This window comes from Archangium violaceum Cb vi76 (assembly GCF_000733295.1).
GTDB lineage: Bacteria > Myxococcota > Myxococcia > Myxococcales > Myxococcaceae > Archangium > Archangium violaceum.
Window position 1 is genome coordinate 14,078 of the sequence record NZ_JPMI01000232.1, and the last position, 15,562, is coordinate 29,639.

A 15,562-nucleotide genomic window follows, 5' to 3' on the forward strand; every position below is an offset into this window, starting at 1 on the left:
ACCTGGGGAGTCCAGAGCGGACATGCGTACCGCGGAGGTGCGCAGAATCTCCTTGCACTCGTGACAGGCCAACCGATGGATACGGACCTCGACAATCCCCAGCTCGCGCGTGACGGATTCGACGCCGCGAGCTTTCGCGAGCTGCTCGCCCGGTACAAGCGGGGCGAGCTCATCGAAGCCCCGCCGCTGGCGGGCGCCCTCCAGCCGCTCCAGGAAGGGGACATCCAGCCGCTGCCGCGTGCGGGCACTCCCGAGTACGAGGACTGCAAGGCGCGGGGCGAGGAGGCGTTCCGCAAGGGCCATGTGGCGGGCCTCGTGGTGGCCGGTGGCGCCGGCACGCGCTTCGGCGGTGGGGTGAAGGGGCTCGTGCAGGTGGTGGGCGGGAAGACGTTCCTCGACTTCAAGCTGCTGGAGGCCCGGCAGTTGGGGAAGCGTTACGGGCGTCCGGTGTCCATGGCGCTGATGACGTCCTACCTCACGCATGAGGAGATCGCCGAGTACCTGGCGGACCACCGGCTGCAGGAGAACGTGTTCCTGTTCCGCCAGCGGATGCTCCCGCGGCTCACGTCCTCCGGCGAGCTGTTCAAGGACGCGGAGGGCAAGCTGTCCTTCGCTCCGTCCGGGCACGGCGACGTGTTCCGGGCGCTGCGCGACAGTGGCGTGGGCGACGAGCTGAGCCGGCGCGGCGTGCGCCACGTCTACTTCTCCAACGTGGACAACCTCGGGGCGACGCTGGACCCCGTCGTCATCGGTCTGCACATCAAGCAGGGCAAGGCCATGACGGTGGAGGTGACGCCGCGCAAGAACCCGAGCGGGGCGCTGGATTCGGGCGCGGCGCCGGTGCGTCTCAAGGGCCAGCTCCAGTTGGTGGAGAAGGTGGACCCGACGCAGCATGGGTTCATCTCCACCAACAACATCACCTTCGACCTGGAGGCGATGATCGGCAAGGACGTCCCGATTCCCTACCGGGCGGTCTCCAAGAAGGTGGACGACAAGCCCGTGATTCAGCTCGAGCAGGTGACGGCGGAGGCGAGCAGCCTCACGCGTCCGGATGGCCAGCCGCTGATGCCGGTGGCCTTCATCGAGGTGGAGCGCGTGGACCCGGTGACCAGCCGGTTCGAGCCGGTGAAGGCGCCGGAGGATCTGCCGCGCGTGGCGGAGCGGTTGAAGCCGCGCCTGCTGGGCTCCTGAGAAGGTACGAAGCCTCGCGGGGTCCACGCTCCTCGATGGGGGCGGTGGACCCCGGCTTCGGGGCCTGGCCTCACACCTTGCGCTCGGGTCCGTGCCAGAGGACGCGCCGGTAGTGGTGCAGGCCCGTGCGGGGACAGGGCTCCCGCGTCTCGGTGCGATCGCCCCAGCCCTCGGGCGCCGGCGTGTGCAGCAGGGGCGAGCCCTCGCGGAGCTGCTCGAAGACGCACGTGTCCCAGAGCTCGCCATTGAGGGCGAGCCAGTCGAGCAGGAGCCGCACTCCGTGCGGTGCCAGGAGTGGATCCATCAGCACGTCGAGGTGCTCGGCGCTGCCCTCGCCGAGCAGCCGCACCACGCGGCCCCCGTTCTCCTCGCGGATGGCCAGCGGCGCGAGCCCCACCAACCGGCCCTCGCTGCGCAGGGTGATGACCCAGGGCGGCCGTGGCGAGAAGGACGCGCCGGAGCTCCGGTACCAGGGCAGCAGCCACTCGGGCCGCTGGAAGGTGGTGGCCGTGGGGCAACGCGTCCACAGCCAGCGCCACTCGCCCTGGAGTTGCTCGAGGCCCCGGAGGGAGACGACCTCCTCCACCTCGAGGGGCGCGGGAGCCCGCGCTGGCCGGAGCTGGGGCGTCGTGGTGTCCGTGCTCAATGCCATGGTGCCTCCGGAAGTTTCAGCGTCTCGAGGGCCGCGCGGGCGAGCTCCCGCCAGCGGGCGCCTGTCATCCTCCAGCCGGAGGCCTCGTACTGGAGCGCTCCCTCGCGAGGTGGACGGGTGAAGTCGTAGCGCGGCGCGGCCCGGTAGTGCTCGCTGCCCACCGGGAAGGACTCCAGCGCCCGGGCTTGCGAGGCGTGGCACGCGAGCATCCGCCGCTTGGCGATGCACTCGGCCTCGGTGAAGGCCACGGTGGAGACCGGACGGCCATCCGGCGCGGGGAGGAACCCGGGAGCCATCTCCAGCAGTGCCGGAGGTGTGCGCCCCGCCCGCGCCAGCAGCGCCACGGCCGCATGCGCCATGAAGGCGGCGGAGTCGTTGTCCGGATGCCTGCCCTCGTAGGGGTGTGTCACGAGGAGCGCCGGGCGGAGCGCCTTGAGCAGCGCCACCAGGCACCCGGTGAGCGTGGCGAGGTCCAGTGCGGCCTCCTGGTCCACGGCGCCGAGCGAGAAGAGGTTGTCCCGGGGCACTCCCGCGAGGCGCAGGGCCTCGAAGGACTCCTCCTCGCGGATGCGCGCGTAGGCCTCGCGAGCGGGCGGTGCACCCGGGGGGCGCAGGGTGGGGTCCCTCGGAGCGCCATCGGTGACGTGGACGACGTGGCAGCCGGGACTGCGGCGCAGCAGCCACGAGGCGCCCAGCACCTCGTCATCCGGGTGCGCGGCCACGAAGAGGAAGGAGCCGCGCAACGCCTGGGGCGGCAGCAGCAGCGGCGCGAGGATGTCTCCGACCGTGCGCCCGTCTCCACCCAGGTACCTGTCCAACGACGTCGATTCATCAGGAGGCCGCATACATGGGCCTCCTTCCTGGTGTTCTCTCCACGCCGCCTCTCCTTCCCGCCCTGTCCTGCTCCATCCCGCCCTGTCCCACCCCGTTCCACCCACCTTGCTTCAACTCACCCTGCTTCAATCCACCCTGCTTCAATCCACCCTGTTTCAACCCTCGCCCACTTTCCCCTCTCCCTCCGGGAGAGGGTCAGGGTGAGGGTATCCGTCACCGTTCTTCCAATCCGTGAACACGGGTGGGGGATGCAACCCGGTTGAACCCGGCACCCTCACCCCGTCCCTCTCCCGGGGGGAGAGGGGAAGGTTTCATGCGGACTCCTGAATCGTGGACGGCAGGGTGATGGCCCCGACGGCCTCCTCGAGGAGGCGGCGCACCTGGGGGGCGAGCCGCACGCGGGCCAGCCGCCAGCGCTGATTGGGGCGCAGCCGTCCGAGCGTGTAGGTCACCTTGCGGCGGGTGTGCTCGAGCGGAAAATAGCGGGCGAAGCCCGAGGCGTTGAGCGAGAAGAAGGACAGGGCGTCCGCGTCGTTGAGGAGCGTGAGGCTCACGTCGCTCTCGGGACGCTCGTGACGGCCGATGAGCCAGCGCACGCGCTCGATGGTGGCCTTGTCCATGCCCACGTCGGAGAGCAGCGCGCACGCCACGTCCGCGCCGCGGGCGGCATGGGCGTCCTTGAAGGCCTGGTAGTCCGGGGCGTGGTGCTCCACGCGCGCGTCGGCCTCGGACAGCAGGCGCTCCACGTCGTGGAAGAGGGCCGCCGTCTGCAGGGCCAGGTCCGCGTGGGGCGCGAGCCGCAGCACCCACTGCCAGGTGTCCAGCGCATGCCGGTAGTCCGCCACCACCAGGGGCTTGCTCAGGTCGTGCAGGGCCAGGTGGCGCGCGAGGATGGCGTCGAAGAGGGGCCCGGCGGAGGCGGCGTTGCGGCGGCCGATGAGTCCCTGGTAACGGGTGAGCACTTCCAGGGCGGTGGCCGCGAGCGCCTCGCGCGGGGAGCCGGTGATGTGCAGGGCCAGGTCGTGGCCCGCGAGGCTCCCGGCGGCGTCGGCGGTGAAGACGCGCTCGTCCCAGTCGAACGGATCGAACCCCGGGGCGCGCCACTGCTGGGCGTCCAGCTTCAGCACGTTCTCGTGGCCATCCAGGGTGACGGGCCACACGGTGATGGTGGGAAACTCCTCGGCCAGCTGGACGAAGGCACCGGAGTGCGCTCGTGTCGCGTCTTCAGCCTGGAAGTCCGTTTCGGACAGCAGCAGCTGTCGGATCATCGCGTCTCCCGCGGGTGGCCCGCACGTGAGGACGCGTCAAGGTGCTGTCGCCGGGGTGGAAAGGCCAGGGCTCCATGTATGGGCGCGTGGGCCAATGCACCGGGCGACGGTCCCCACGTGTGCCAGTGCACGGAGCCCACGGGAGGCCCGTGCGCTGGCGCACACCAGGTGGCGTCCACCCGGGAGACGGCTGGACACCGGGTGACTACGGGCGGCCGTTGTCGGCCGGCTGGTCGAAGGCGTACTGCTCCGCGCGTGGCGCGGCGTCATCGTGGAACAACGGGCACTTCTGGCAGGTGAAGCCTTCCCAGTCCTCACGCACCGCCGCGTCGATGCACAGCGCGTAGGAGCGGCAGTGGACGTTGCGGTAGTCCTCGACGCGATGGTGGTCCGCCCACATAGGCAGGCGGAGCTCGGTGGGATTGGGCTTGGGTGGCGAGCAGGCCATGTCGCTGAACTCCCTTCTCTAAGAATCTGTGAGCCCCCCTCGGGATTCTTCATACCCACTGGTGCGTCGCGTCATTCCCGAGCCGGGAAGAGGGATGTGGTGAGTCGCCTCGTCCGCACAACAGGCGAGCGGGCGGGCGCCCGGCGGCGAGCCCGTCACGCAACCGTTTCCGGGGGCCCGCTCTCCTGGTTGGTGCGCCTTCACTCGGCGCTTCATCCGGATGGGGCTTTCCCCGACAATGCGCCCGTGCGTTCCTCGTTCGAGCCCCCCTCGTCGCCCCTGGCCCGCCGGCTGGGACTGGTTGCCCTCACCGTCGTCACCCTGCTGGCCGCGGCGGGCTGTTCGCCCTTCGCCCGGGCCCTCAAGGAGGGTGACACGTTCTCCGCCCAGCAGAAGTGGGCCGAGGCGGAGGAGGCCTACCTGCGCGCCCTGGCGGAGGAGCCCAACGACGCGGAGGCGAAGGCGAAGCTGCTCAAGCTGCGCCAGCAGTGGAGCGCGGAGATTCTCCAGGGCGCCCGGGTGAAGCACACCGAGGGAGACCTGGCCGGTACCACGTCGCTGCTGGTGCGCGCGCTGCAACTGGACGGCGAGAACGTGGATGCGCGCATGCTGCTGGCGCAGACGTTGGAGGCCCGGGTGGAGGTGGCCCAGAAGGCGCTGAAGGAGGATCGGCTGCCGGAGGCCCGGGCCGAGTTCGAGGCGGTGCTGGCGGTGGACGCGGGGAACGTGGCGGCGCGCAAGGGCGTCATCGGGGTGCAGACGGCGCTGGCGCGGCGGTGGTTCGGCACGGCGCAGCGGTTGGAGGAGGAGGGCAAGCTGGGCAACGCGCTGCTGGCGTACGTGCGCGCGAACCAGGAGCAGACGGGGGCCACGCCCGCGCTGGAGCGCGCCGAGGCGGTGCGCCGCAAGCTGCAGGACGAGATCGCCTTCCTGGTGGTGACGGGGCCGGCGGAGGACAAGGCGGAGGCGCCGGACGTGGCGCAGCGGTTGTCGCCCGGGCGGCTGTCGGCGCTGCTGCCGCAGGAGGTGCCCATCCGCGTCATCACCGCCGATGCGCCCAAGGACCACGAGGGCGTGCGCCTGGGGCTGTCGGTGGAGCGGGTGATGCCGGTGAAGTCGGTGGAGCAGGCGCAGAAGTCGCAGCGCTACCTGGTGACGAACAAGGCGGTGCCCAACCCGCGCCGGCTGCAGACGGAGTCGGCGCTGCTGGAGCAGGAGCGCAAGCTGGAGGACGTGGAGCGCAAGCTGTCGGGCGTGCTGCGGGACTACCTGCGCAAGCAGGACGAGCTGTCCCAGGCGCGCGAGGTGGCCACCCGCTGCCGCTCGCGCGAGCGCCAGGCGTGCAGCACCGCGCTGGCCGAGTGTGTGAGGGCCTTCGGCCAGTCCAAGCCCGGCGAGGTGCCCAAGGAGTGCAGCCCCTCGCGCTGCAACCCCCAGTGCGAGGCGGAGGAGGGCGCGTTGTCGCAGCGGGCCTCGGCGGCGCAGGAGCTGGAGCGCCGGCTGGAGTCGGCGCAGGAGAACGCGGAGACGCAGCGGCGCGAGGTGCAGCGGGGCCGGGACGCCTACTACCGCGAGCCCCTCACGGTGGACGAGCCCGTCTACGCCGAATACCCGTACGACGTGGAGCTGCACCGGCTGTCCATCACCGCGAGCGTGACCGAGCGGCTGGTGTCGCTGTCCAAGGACGCGGCGGCGGCCTCGCCGCACAGCGAGGACTACGCGGCGATGCACGAGGACGCGGCCAACAAGGCCTATGACAAGGTGGGCGTGCTGGCGGACCCGGTGCAACTGCGCACCGAGGCGGAGCTGCGGGTGGAGGCGGGTGACAAGGCCATGCAGTCCATCGCCCAGCGGGTGATGGAGCACTTCGACGTGTACCGCCAGCGCCGGGTGCAGGATGCGCGCCGGGGCATGGTGCGCCCCAGCGCCGAGGACGTGGTGGAGACGGCGGTGCGCGCGCTGCTGCTCACCGCGGACGAGCCGCCCCAGGACATCCTCCAGGCGCTGTCCCAGGCGCGCGGCCTCACCCGCCCCGAGTCCATCTTCGGGCGCTGAGGCGCACCCTCACCGTGAGACGAAGGGCGTGAGCCGCCGCACCTGCGCGGCGTGGAGCTCCCAGAACACGGCCTGGAGCTGCCTCTCGCGGGCCGGGCCCCACCAGGCCTCGTCGTCAGAGAGCTCGAACACCCGTTCCCAGCTCTGGATGACCCGGGAGGCGAAGGGTTCGGGGTACGGCCAGGCGTCCGTCACCCCCGCGCGCCGGAGCGCCCGCTCGAAGGCCCGCGCATCGCGCTCGGAGCGCGCGAGGTAGGTGCGGTTGAGGACCGCATGCCACTTCTGGAAGTCGGACAGCAGGACGCTCCGCCTGGGGAGCACGGCTTCGATACGCACGGCGAGGGTTCCGGGAGGACAGTGGCCCCTGGCACGGAGGTCCGGCTGGGGACGGCCCTCTCCGCCGTACTGGACCCAGGCCCAGAGCGGGTAGCGGCAGCCTGGAGGCGGCGGGCCCACCCGCTTCGCCAGTTGTTCGCCCATCCAGGCGTAGGCGTCCTGGCGGTAGCGGGGGATTCGCCTGCCGTCCGTGCGCAGCACGCCCCGCCGTTCCAGCAGCGCGCGCTCGGGGTCCGAGCGGATGGTCCAGAGTCTCAGGGGGTCTTCCGGCCTCGGGCGGGCCGTACCCGGACGCGAGGACCTATCCACCGCAATGGGTGTTGATGGCCTTGATGGTGCCCTGGCAGGTCCCGTTGGATTTGACGGTGTGGGGGATCTGGGTGATGACCTTGCCGTTCTTCTTGACGGTGAGGTGGTTGGAGCCGGAATGCGTCGAGCAGCCATTCTTGTTGGCCGCTCGCTTGAGCGTCGCGTGATCGCAATCGCCGGGGTATTTCAGCCCCTTACCCGCGGCGAAACCCGTCACGGAGCCCAGCAGGACTCCGAGCAGGAACCAGCCAGGGACTGACGAGGCGGAGCGCTTCAGCTTCGACGGAACCAGAGGTGACATCACACCCTTCCTTTCGAGGAGCACCCTGCTTACGGCATGAGGGCACTCCTCGGGAAGGATCTCCGGGCCTCAGCAGGCCACGGCCTCGTCCTGGGGAGACCACAGCGCGGCCTCGGCCGACTGGAGGCAATCCCCCAGGAAGCGCAGGTAGATGTCGAGCGCCTCGGAGCCGGTCTCCGCCAGCGTCCGGGCGTTCTCCGGCATCATCTGCAGCAACTCCTCCATCATCCGCGAGTTGGCGCCGCCCACGTCCAACTGCACGTGCTCCTTGAGGAAGCTGAGCCCCTCCAGCGTCTCCCGGCCGAGCACCCGCGCCACGTTGGACAGCAGGTGCGGCCCCAGCACCAGCGAGAGGTTCTCGATCTCGAACTCGATGGCGATCTGCGCCGCCGGCAGCTCTCCGGCGATCGTCGCCTCGTGCAGATGCCGGTAGGCCCGCATCGCGTCCGTGGGGTACTGGGCCAGCAGCCGCTCCGTGTGGAGCATGGCCCGGCGGCGGATGTTCCACCGGCGCACCAGCATCCGCACGTCGTCGATCATCATCTGGTGGTGGCCGGCCTCCTGTTTGGCGTGCTTGAGCAGCCCCTTGCCAATCGAGTCCATCCCCAGGAGGAGGCAGCGCTGGCCCGCCCGGCGGATCCACCCCTCCACCGGCTCGGTCATGTACACGCCGAACGAGTGGTACTGGATGAAGAAACGCTCCAGGACCGCCGGCTCGATGGCGGGGTCCACCAGCCTGCGCATCACCGGATCCGTCGAGATGCGGGCACGGGCGGGGAGGACGTAGGGCTCATACAACTCTTTGACCAGACTCATGGCGACGACTCCTGACGGCTCTTTCTGCGGTACGGCGACAGCACTTCAAACGGTGGGACTCACGGGCGTCAGGCGGCCCAGGGTCGCCTCGCTCACGTACTCCAGGAAATCGGGCAGCAGCCGGGCGGACAGCAGCCACAGGCAGGGCTTCGCGCCAGACTCGTCGTGCAGCCGGGCGGCGGCGGCGTAGCTGTCGTCCTCATCCTCGCGCACGAAGACGAAGGCGTTGCGGCCCCGCCGCGCGTACCACTCGCGGGCCGCGTCCAGCAGCGCCACATAGGCCTCCGGGCCCTCGGGCGTGAGCGGGAACAGGCGCGCCGAGTCCAGCAGGCGGAAGAGGTTCGTCCCCGGCTGTCCCAGCTCGAGGAGGAGGGCGGCCACCGCCACGCCGTCGCGGCGCGCCACCAGCACCTGGCGCTCGCGCTCCAGCCCGGCCTCGTGCCACGTCTCCATCGCGTCCCTCAGGTCCAACCGCTCGCGCGACAGGTCCAGCGCGTCCACGTAGCTGGCCGGACGCGTGCGGGCGAGCTGCTCCACCAGCCGCCGCTTCTCCTCGAAGCGCGCCGGGCCGAGCTCGAAACCGTGGCCGGTCTGCCCGCTCGGCTCGTCGCAGCTCACGTGCATCAGGCGCACGGGCATGACGAGGGCCTCGCCGCTGGCCTCGTGTTCCCGCGCGTAGACGTGGTGGACGCGCTCCATGAGGGGCACGGTGGACTCGGTGTAGGCGATGAGCCACCGGAAGTCGGGATCGCTCTGGGCGTGCTCCAGCGTGCGCACGTGGATGTCGCGCAGAATCTGTCCGGGCGCCACGTCCGTGGTGGGCTTGCCGGGGCGCTTGGCCAGCTGGTGCACCAGCCAGGTGTGCCGGTAGGGCCGCACCGAGGACAGCGTGGCCTCCACCCCTCGCTCCGAGGGCCACACCGTCTGGCAGAAGAGCCGCGGCAGGTGCGCCGCATGGCGGCCCGTCTCCAGGAAGTTGGCGCGCAGCTCCTGGAAGTGCTCCGTCGTCTTGCCGGCCAGGTTGAAGTAGCCCGAGTCCACGAAGAGCTCCCACAGCGGCTCGAGCAGCCCCTCCGCGCCACGCGTGGCGGGGCAGAGCGCCTGGGAGACGAGCTGCACCCAGCGCGCCTCGTCCACTGGCGTGCGCGGGGTGACCTGGAGGCCGAACAGCCGTTGCCCGTCCTGCTGCTTGCCGCCCACGTAGCGGACCTCGCCCCGCAGGAGGATGGGCTCGCCATTCGCGCCGCGCACCTCGAGGGGTTGCAGCAGCAGCCCCGGGAAGATGAGATCCTCGGGCGTGCCGCGCAGGCACAGGCCGTTGAAGGACAGGTCCACCACCTCGCGCTCGAGCGGCCCCAGCTCGCCCCACAGCGGGTGGTGGAACCAGGCCGTCATTCCCTCGGGGGCGGGCACGCGCCGGTGTGAGCGGTGGCGCACCTTCCACAGCCGCCGGGGCAGGGGCGTCACCATCCGGCCGCCCTGCGTCCCGAGCGCCGGCACGCGCATGCGGTAGGCGGTGTTGTGGCCCACCACCTCGATGTCATAGGGCGCCATGCCCCAGAGCGCCTCCGGCTCCTCCAGCCGCCAGTGCAGCTGCGAGGACGCCACGTCGAAGTACTCCAGTGACACGCGCAGCGTCCGGCCCAGCTGCCGCAGCAGGCCCTCGTGCTTCATGACGCACACCGTCTTGAGGATGGAGCGGATGCGCTCGGGCTCGACGAAGGCCTCCTCGATGGGCTGCGGCGACACGGCGGGCAGGGCACGTCCCTCGCGGGCCGCCACGTCCAGCAGGGAGAGGATCTGCCGGCCCTGCTCCCGCGTCACCCCCACCAGCTGGATGCCGATGGGCGCGTCATACCGGCGTGGGTCGCTCCAGAAGAGCTCCCCCCGCAGCGGGCCGATGGTGCGGCCGTTGTCGTCCAGCAACAGTTGCAGCAGGCGGTCCCGGGGAGGCAGCTCGGCGCCCGGCTCGGGGAGGGCCCACACCACGGTGGGGCTCAGCCGCGTCACCCGGCTGCTGCTGATCCCAGGCTGGGACAGGATGAGGTTGATGGACTTCTCCGGCCTCTCGGCGTGCAGCGAGTACCCCGAGTAGCTCCCGGCGGCGAGGCCCGGTCCGGCCGATGTCTCCACGTCTCCACGCATGTGCGGCTCTCTCCTCAGTCCTCTTCGGGATGAGGGTAATCCCTTTCATGAAAAGAGAACGCCCGGGGCCCCATTTCGTCAAGGCGGACAGTGCCATTCTTTGCTCATGCGGTCCGCCCGGGTCCACGGGGCTGGAAAAGTCCGTCCCTCCGGGTCGAGACCCTGGAACCCCGCTGTATCTCAGGGAAATCCGCTCCCGCGTGGAACCGGGCAAACAATGACTTGCAGGGCGCGCGTGGGGCGTTGTCAGGCTTTTGCCGGGCTGGCGGTTCTGCAGCCCTGGCGGAGCCGTCCCCCGGTGTTGTGAGTCCATGGCGAAGACGTGCAAGGGATTGCTGGGAATGGAGGGAATGCGAGGACACGGCCCGGGGAGGGATGTCGGCGGGTGGGCAGCACGGGGGCCGCCGCCGCCGCCGGGTGTGCGCCGGAGGACGAAGCCGCGGTGCGTCGGGCCGCCGGGAAGTGGGGGCTCTCTCGCTTTCAGGGGCCCGCCCCCATGGACGTTCGCGGCGGGAACGGCGAGGCTTCGCTTCCCATGGCGAAACCCACCCCCGAGGATCACTTCAACATCGAGGTGCTCAAGTTGATGCTCCAACTGGCTTGGAGCGATGATCAGATCGACGTGCAGGAGGTGGGGACCATCCTCGGCGCGGCGCGCAGCTGGGGCGTGCCCGAGCCGGAGGTGGCCGCCCTCAAGAAGGCGCTGGAGGGCGGCGTGACGCTGCCGGCGCCAGACCTGGGCCTGCTGCGAGATCGTTCCGACGAGGTGCTCGAGGCGGCTCGCGCGCTCATCTCGAGTGATGGCAAGCTCCAGGCCTCCGAGCAGGAGATGCTCGAGGAACTGCGCCTCATCCTGAGCCCCGGGCGCTGAGCACCCCCCGCCCCGAGAGAGCCGATGGACGCGGATACACGAGAGGCGATGGCCCGGCGCATCGAGCAGTCCACCCCGGAAGATCTGGTCTCCGGGCTATTCTGCGAGAACGCCTACCTGTCGATACGGGAGATGCTGGGAAGGGACGCGGCGGATTCGGTGCGGGCCGCCACGTGGCCGCTCCGGCCGTGGGCCAGCTTCCAGCGCTACCCCGTGGGGGAGCTGCTGCGGATGATGGACGCCGCGGCGGACCTCGCCGACAAGCAGGGGCTCCTGTCCTACCCGCAGGCGCTGGAGGAGATGGGCGGGTGGGTGACTCGCATCACCCAGGGTACACCTTTCAGCAGGGCCGCTCACCTGGCGGTGGGGAATGACCCGCACGAGCGGCTGGCCGTGTCACAGGCCTCGGCCCGGGTGCTGGTCACGTATGGCGAGCGCAAGTACGAGCGCGAGGGACCCACCCATGCCCGGCTCATCTGGAAGCGCGAGCTGATGGGGCCCTCGTTCCTGCTGGGGGCCTATACGGTGATCGCCCAGAACATCTCGGGCGTGCACATCACCGTCACCCTGGGGCCGTGTCTGGAGCCGGGGATGAACTTCCAGTTGCACTGCTCCTGGTGACGGGGCCGGGAGGGGGCCTCACTCCTGGGTTTTCGCCACCGGAGCCGGAGCGGGCACCAGCTCCTCGCGCCGCAGCAGCAGCTGGGCGTTCTGCCTGGGCAGGATGCGCACCTGGAAGCGCCGCTGGTAGGCGTCGTCCTTGGAGAAGACGTTCCGGTCCGTCACCAGCAGCAGGGCGGTGGGCACCGCGTACCGCTGCGAGTTGTTGCCGTAGTAGTGCACCAGCACGAAGTACGTGCCCGGCGCCGCCTTGCGCGCGTGGTACAGCTCCGGCCCCAGGCCGTCCGTGATGTCCCAGTGCAGCTTGCCGCCCAGCGACGTCTCCTTGTGCTGGTAGAAGCACTTCTCGGCGTTGGGCTCCATCACCCACAGGTCGATGTCCGTCCCGTCCGAGTTCCAGTGCGTGGTGAGCTGGTAGTCGATGGGGCTCGTCTCCTGGAGGTTGTTCAGCTCGCGCCGCCGGGCCTCCAGCGCCGCCGCCTGCGCCGCCATGGTGGGATGTCTCGCCAGCGCCGTCAGCATCCGGCCGTAGTGGTACGCCGCCACCACCTTCGTCTGCGAGTCGTGGCGCTTCCAGGCTCGGGCCAGGACGATCTCCCAGTTGCGTGCCGCCTCGGCGGGCCGCCCCGCGGCGTCCAGGGCCAGGGCCTCCTCCAGGTAGGACTGGGGCTCGAAGGGACGGTTGAGCCGCACGTGCTCGAAGAGCTCCGTGGCGGCCGAGAACTGGCCGAGCGCGAGCAGCCCATAACCCACCAGCCGCAGCGCCTCGGCGTCCTTGGGGCGCAGCTCCACCGGCGAGGAGAGCGCCCGCACCGCGCCCCACGTGTCGCCCGCGAAGGCCCGCTTGCGCGCCACTGCCTCGTACACCAGCACGTCGTCCTTGTTCTCCCGCCGCGCCCGCCGGTACGCCAGCTCCGCCTGCAGCCGCTCCTCGCCTCCCGCGTAGGGCTCGTCCCGTAGCGGCTGGGCCTTCATCCGCGAGCCCAGCTCCGCCTGCTTCTCCTTCAGCCTCCGCAGCACCTCGCGGCCCGACTCCGGCACTCCGTCCAATGACAGCCCCAGCAGCTCGTCCCGGCGCTGGTCCTCCTGCTGCCGCCGCAGCGCGTCCAGGTCGGTGAGATCCATCTGCTCGTCGCGCACGGCGTAGCGCACGTAGTCGCCCTCGGACTCCAGCACCAGCATGGAGGCCCGGGCGTTGGCCAGCCGGTAGTGCTGGCTGAGCGCCACCACCATCCGGTCCAGCTTCACGTCATCCAGCCCCACCAGCCGCGACACGAAGAGCTCGGCCCACGCGCGGGGAGCGAAGGCGCTGTTCTCGTCGCGGGGCAGGGGCACCGACAGCGTGCGCTCCTCGCCCGCGGCCTGCGTCACCACCTCCAGCTGCGCCGCGCCGTCGCCCACCAGCCGCCCCGCCACCCGCAGCTCCTGCCCGGCGTAGACGAGGTGCGGCCGGCCCGACACCACCAGGTCCTTCACCGGCGCGCCCTTCACGCCCACCCGGGCGAGCACCACCGAGGCCGCCCGGTGCGCGCGCGCCGCCGCGTCCACCTCGGCGCCGGAGAGCACGTTCACCACCCGGCCCCCACCCGAGCGCGCCAGCGCGTCGAAGAGGTCCGTGTTCACCGACGCCTCGCCGAAGCGGTAGCTCACCCACCGCAGTGTCTCCGCGGCCGGGTGGCGGGAGATGAGCTCCTCCACGTTGCTCTGTCCCCAGGTGACGTTGCCGTCCGAGAGCAGGAAGGCCGTCACCCGTCCGCCGCCCGCCGCGGGCTTCAGCCAGTCGCGTCCGGCCCGGTCCAACTCGGACAGCATGCCGCCCACGTTGGAAGCGCCCTCGAGGAAGGCGTGCTCCAGCTCGGAGAAGGTCTGCTGGCGGGCCTCGGGCGTGTTGCGCCGGAAGCCGGTGCCGTGCAGCCAGCGCGGGCGCACGTCGAAGAGGAGCACCGCGTACTCGGTGAGGCTCGGGTCCTTCTCCAGCAGCGCGCGCAGCATGGCGCCCTGCAGTGCCCAGGCGTTGCCGTCCTCCGCCGACAGCGAGGTGTCCACCACCAGCACCGCCCGCCCGGTGGCCGCCTCCTCTCTGCTCTCGGTGAGCCGCTCCGGCAGCCGCACGCGGGTGTAGAAGGCCTGCCCGGGCAGTCCCGCCGGGTCCGCGCCCACCAGCACGTCCGCGTCCTGGCTCCGGGGCGTGAGCGCCACGTCCAGCACACCATCCCCTTGCAGCTTCGGCCAGTCCCACGCCTGCCACGTGCCGAGCGTGAGCGGCTTGCCCGTCTGTGGGCCCACCACCACCTCGCCCGCGTGCTTCGGGTCCACGTGCACGCGCGCCGACACCTTCAGGCCCTTGCCCGCGCCCGGCGGCACCGGCCACGTGTAGCGCAGGCGCTGGCCGTCGAAGAGGAGCGTCTGCTCGTAGGCGATGACCACGCGCTTGAGGGACCTGGGCGGCAGGGGGAACACGCGCGCGCTGAAGTTGGAGGCGCCCGCCCACTCCAGCAGCGCCGGATCCACGTTGCGGCGCACCACGTCCTCGTACACCTCGCGGGCGCGCTTCTGCTCGACGACGCGGGCCTCCTGGGGCTCACCCCACGAGCGCTTCGCTCCCGGCGGGCTCGGCGGGGCGGCCGCGACGAGCGTCTCCGCCTTGCCCGAGTCCCCCAGCGGCGGCAGCAGCTCCGTGGATTGGAAGAGCGAGGGCGAGTCCACCGCCACCGCGCCCGAGTACAGCGCGAAGCCCGCCACCGTCGCTCCGCCCGGCAGCGGGTAGTAGAAGGTGCCTTCCAGCGCGCGCGAGGTGTTGTTCTCGAAGAGGTAGTCCACCACGGTGCGCGCGCGGGCTCCCTGGATGTACGTCACCACGCGCACCTCGCGCGTCACCAGCGGCTGGTAGCGGCCCTCGTCGTCCTGCACCAGCACCTTGGCCACGCGCTGCGCGGTCTCCACCTTGGGCAGCACCGGCCGGGGCGCCTCTTCCGGCTTGGACTTCTCCTTGGGCTTCTCGGGGGCGGCGGCTCCAGCGCTTCGGCCACCCGGCGCGCCGCCGCCACTGCCGCCCTTGATGATCTGGATGATTTCGCGCCGCTTCTGCTCCAGCACGCGCGGGCGCTCCTCGTATTCCTGTTCACCCCCGTATCCATCCGCGGAGGCCGCTGGAGCCTCGGACCTCGGGGCGGGCTCGGCCACGGGCTCGGCCCTGACCGCGGGGGAAGGGGGCGGCGGCGGCGGGGGCGGGGGCGGGGACGGCAGCGCCTCCGCCGGAGCCTGGGCCATCGCGCCTTCCATCTGCTCGGAGCCCAGGGACTCGTCCACCTCCGCCGCGCCGACAGTCTGAACGTCGTGGCGGCTCGGCCGTGGTGCTCCAGCCTGGGGCGCTCCGGTGCGCGGCTCATCGGCGGGCTGAACGCCTCGCCAGTTCGCCGCGACCACGAGCCGCATGAGCTCCTCTTCGGTGACGGGCTGCGGGTCGGCGACGGCGTCGCGCAGCGCCGGGAGGTCCACCGTCCCCGTGTCCCGCACGCCCGGCATGGTGCCAGGCGCGGTGAGCCCGGCGCGAGCGAACGGCTCCGGGGCCACCTTGGGGGCCTCGGGCACCGGGGGCTTCTCCTCGTCAGGTGAGCTGCGCTTGCAGCCCGGCAGGGCCAGGGCCGCGAGGAGGAATCCAGTGAGCAGGGCGCGCGGGAGGGACATGGGCCAGAGGCTAGCCCACGGGGGACCT

Annotated in this window: 13 protein-coding genes; 4 read left to right on the forward strand and 9 right to left on the reverse strand. The window is 71.2% G+C overall.

Going from position 1 to position 15,562, the window contains the following annotated elements:
- Nucleotides 1-75: 75 nt before the first annotated feature.
- On the forward strand, nt 76-1,191 hold the full coding sequence (locus Q664_RS31335) for a UTP--glucose-1-phosphate uridylyltransferase (protein WP_043403807.1): 1,116 nt from the start codon (nt 76-78) through the stop codon (nt 1,189-1,191).
- Nucleotides 1,192-1,261: 70 nt separating this feature from the next.
- On the opposite strand, the gene Q664_RS31340 is transcribed toward Q664_RS31335, so the two are convergent.
- The 4 genes from Q664_RS31340 to Q664_RS31355 form a co-directional block, all read right to left on the reverse strand.
- A complete protein-coding gene (locus Q664_RS31340) occupies nt 1,262-1,843 on the reverse strand; it encodes a GNAT family N-acetyltransferase (protein ID WP_152622447.1) in 582 nt (193 codons plus the stop codon).
- Nucleotides 1,834-2,688, reverse strand: coding sequence for a PIG-L deacetylase family protein (locus tag Q664_RS31345; RefSeq protein ID WP_084610484.1), 855 nt, complete (start codon nt 2,686-2,688; stop codon nt 1,834-1,836). The genes Q664_RS31340 and Q664_RS31345 overlap by 10 nt, the downstream gene beginning before the upstream one ends.
- Before the next feature lie 300 nt (nt 2,689-2,988).
- Entirely contained in the window at nt 2,989-3,945 is a 957-nt protein-coding gene (locus Q664_RS31350) for a DUF4202 family protein (RefSeq protein ID WP_043403811.1), read from the reverse strand.
- Nucleotides 3,946-4,150: 205 nt separating this feature from the next.
- Nucleotides 4,151-4,393 (reverse strand): hypothetical protein, encoded by a 243-nt coding sequence (locus tag Q664_RS31355; RefSeq protein ID WP_043403812.1) that lies wholly within the window; start codon nt 4,391-4,393, stop codon nt 4,151-4,153.
- A gap of 246 nt (nt 4,394-4,639) precedes the next feature.
- On the opposite strand from Q664_RS31355, the gene traC reads away from it, so the two are divergent.
- Entirely contained in the window at nt 4,640-6,448 is a 1,809-nt protein-coding gene (traC, locus tag Q664_RS31360) for an outer membrane exchange accessory lipoprotein TraC (protein WP_200883791.1), read from the forward strand.
- 9 nt (nt 6,449-6,457) lie between these two features.
- Here traC and Q664_RS31365 read toward each other — a convergent pair whose 3' ends face one another.
- From Q664_RS31365 to Q664_RS31380, 4 genes are all read right to left on the reverse strand, one after another.
- On the reverse strand, nt 6,458-7,093 hold the full coding sequence (locus Q664_RS31365) for a DUF3841 domain-containing protein (RefSeq protein WP_075207562.1): 636 nt from the start codon (nt 7,091-7,093) through the stop codon (nt 6,458-6,460).
- Nucleotides 7,086-7,394: a hypothetical protein gene (locus Q664_RS59435; RefSeq protein WP_043403817.1), complete on the reverse strand. Its 309-nt coding sequence runs from the start codon at nt 7,392-7,394 to the stop codon at nt 7,086-7,088. The genes Q664_RS31365 and Q664_RS59435 overlap by 8 nt, the downstream gene beginning before the upstream one ends.
- A 69-nt stretch (nt 7,395-7,463) precedes the next feature.
- Nucleotides 7,464-8,210 carry a hypothetical protein gene (locus Q664_RS31375; RefSeq protein WP_043403820.1) on the reverse strand — a complete coding sequence of 249 codons (747 nt, stop codon included), beginning with the start codon at nt 8,208-8,210 and terminating at the stop codon, nt 7,464-7,466.
- A gap of 45 nt (nt 8,211-8,255) precedes the next feature.
- Nucleotides 8,256-10,355 carry a PilZ domain-containing protein gene (locus Q664_RS31380; RefSeq protein ID WP_052518902.1) on the reverse strand — a complete coding sequence of 700 codons (2,100 nt, stop codon included), beginning with the start codon at nt 10,353-10,355 and terminating at the stop codon, nt 8,256-8,258.
- A 535-nt stretch (nt 10,356-10,890) separates the two neighbouring features.
- On the opposite strand from Q664_RS31380, the gene Q664_RS31385 reads away from it, so the two are divergent.
- Both Q664_RS31385 and Q664_RS31390 read left to right on the forward strand, forming a co-directional pair.
- Nucleotides 10,891-11,226, forward strand: coding sequence for a tellurite resistance TerB family protein (locus Q664_RS31385; protein ID WP_043403934.1), 336 nt, complete (start codon nt 10,891-10,893; stop codon nt 11,224-11,226).
- Nucleotides 11,227-11,274: 48 nt separating this feature from the next.
- Complete coding sequence (locus Q664_RS31390) at nt 11,275-11,847, forward strand: DUF2378 family protein (protein WP_043403822.1); 573 nt, start codon at nt 11,275-11,277, stop codon at nt 11,845-11,847.
- A gap of 18 nt (nt 11,848-11,865) precedes the next feature.
- Here the strand turns inward: Q664_RS31390 and Q664_RS31395 are convergent, their stop codons facing one another.
- Complete coding sequence (locus Q664_RS31395) at nt 11,866-15,534, reverse strand: DUF2135 domain-containing protein (RefSeq protein WP_043403824.1); 3,669 nt, start codon at nt 15,532-15,534, stop codon at nt 11,866-11,868.
- Nucleotides 15,535-15,562: the final 28 nt, after the last annotated feature.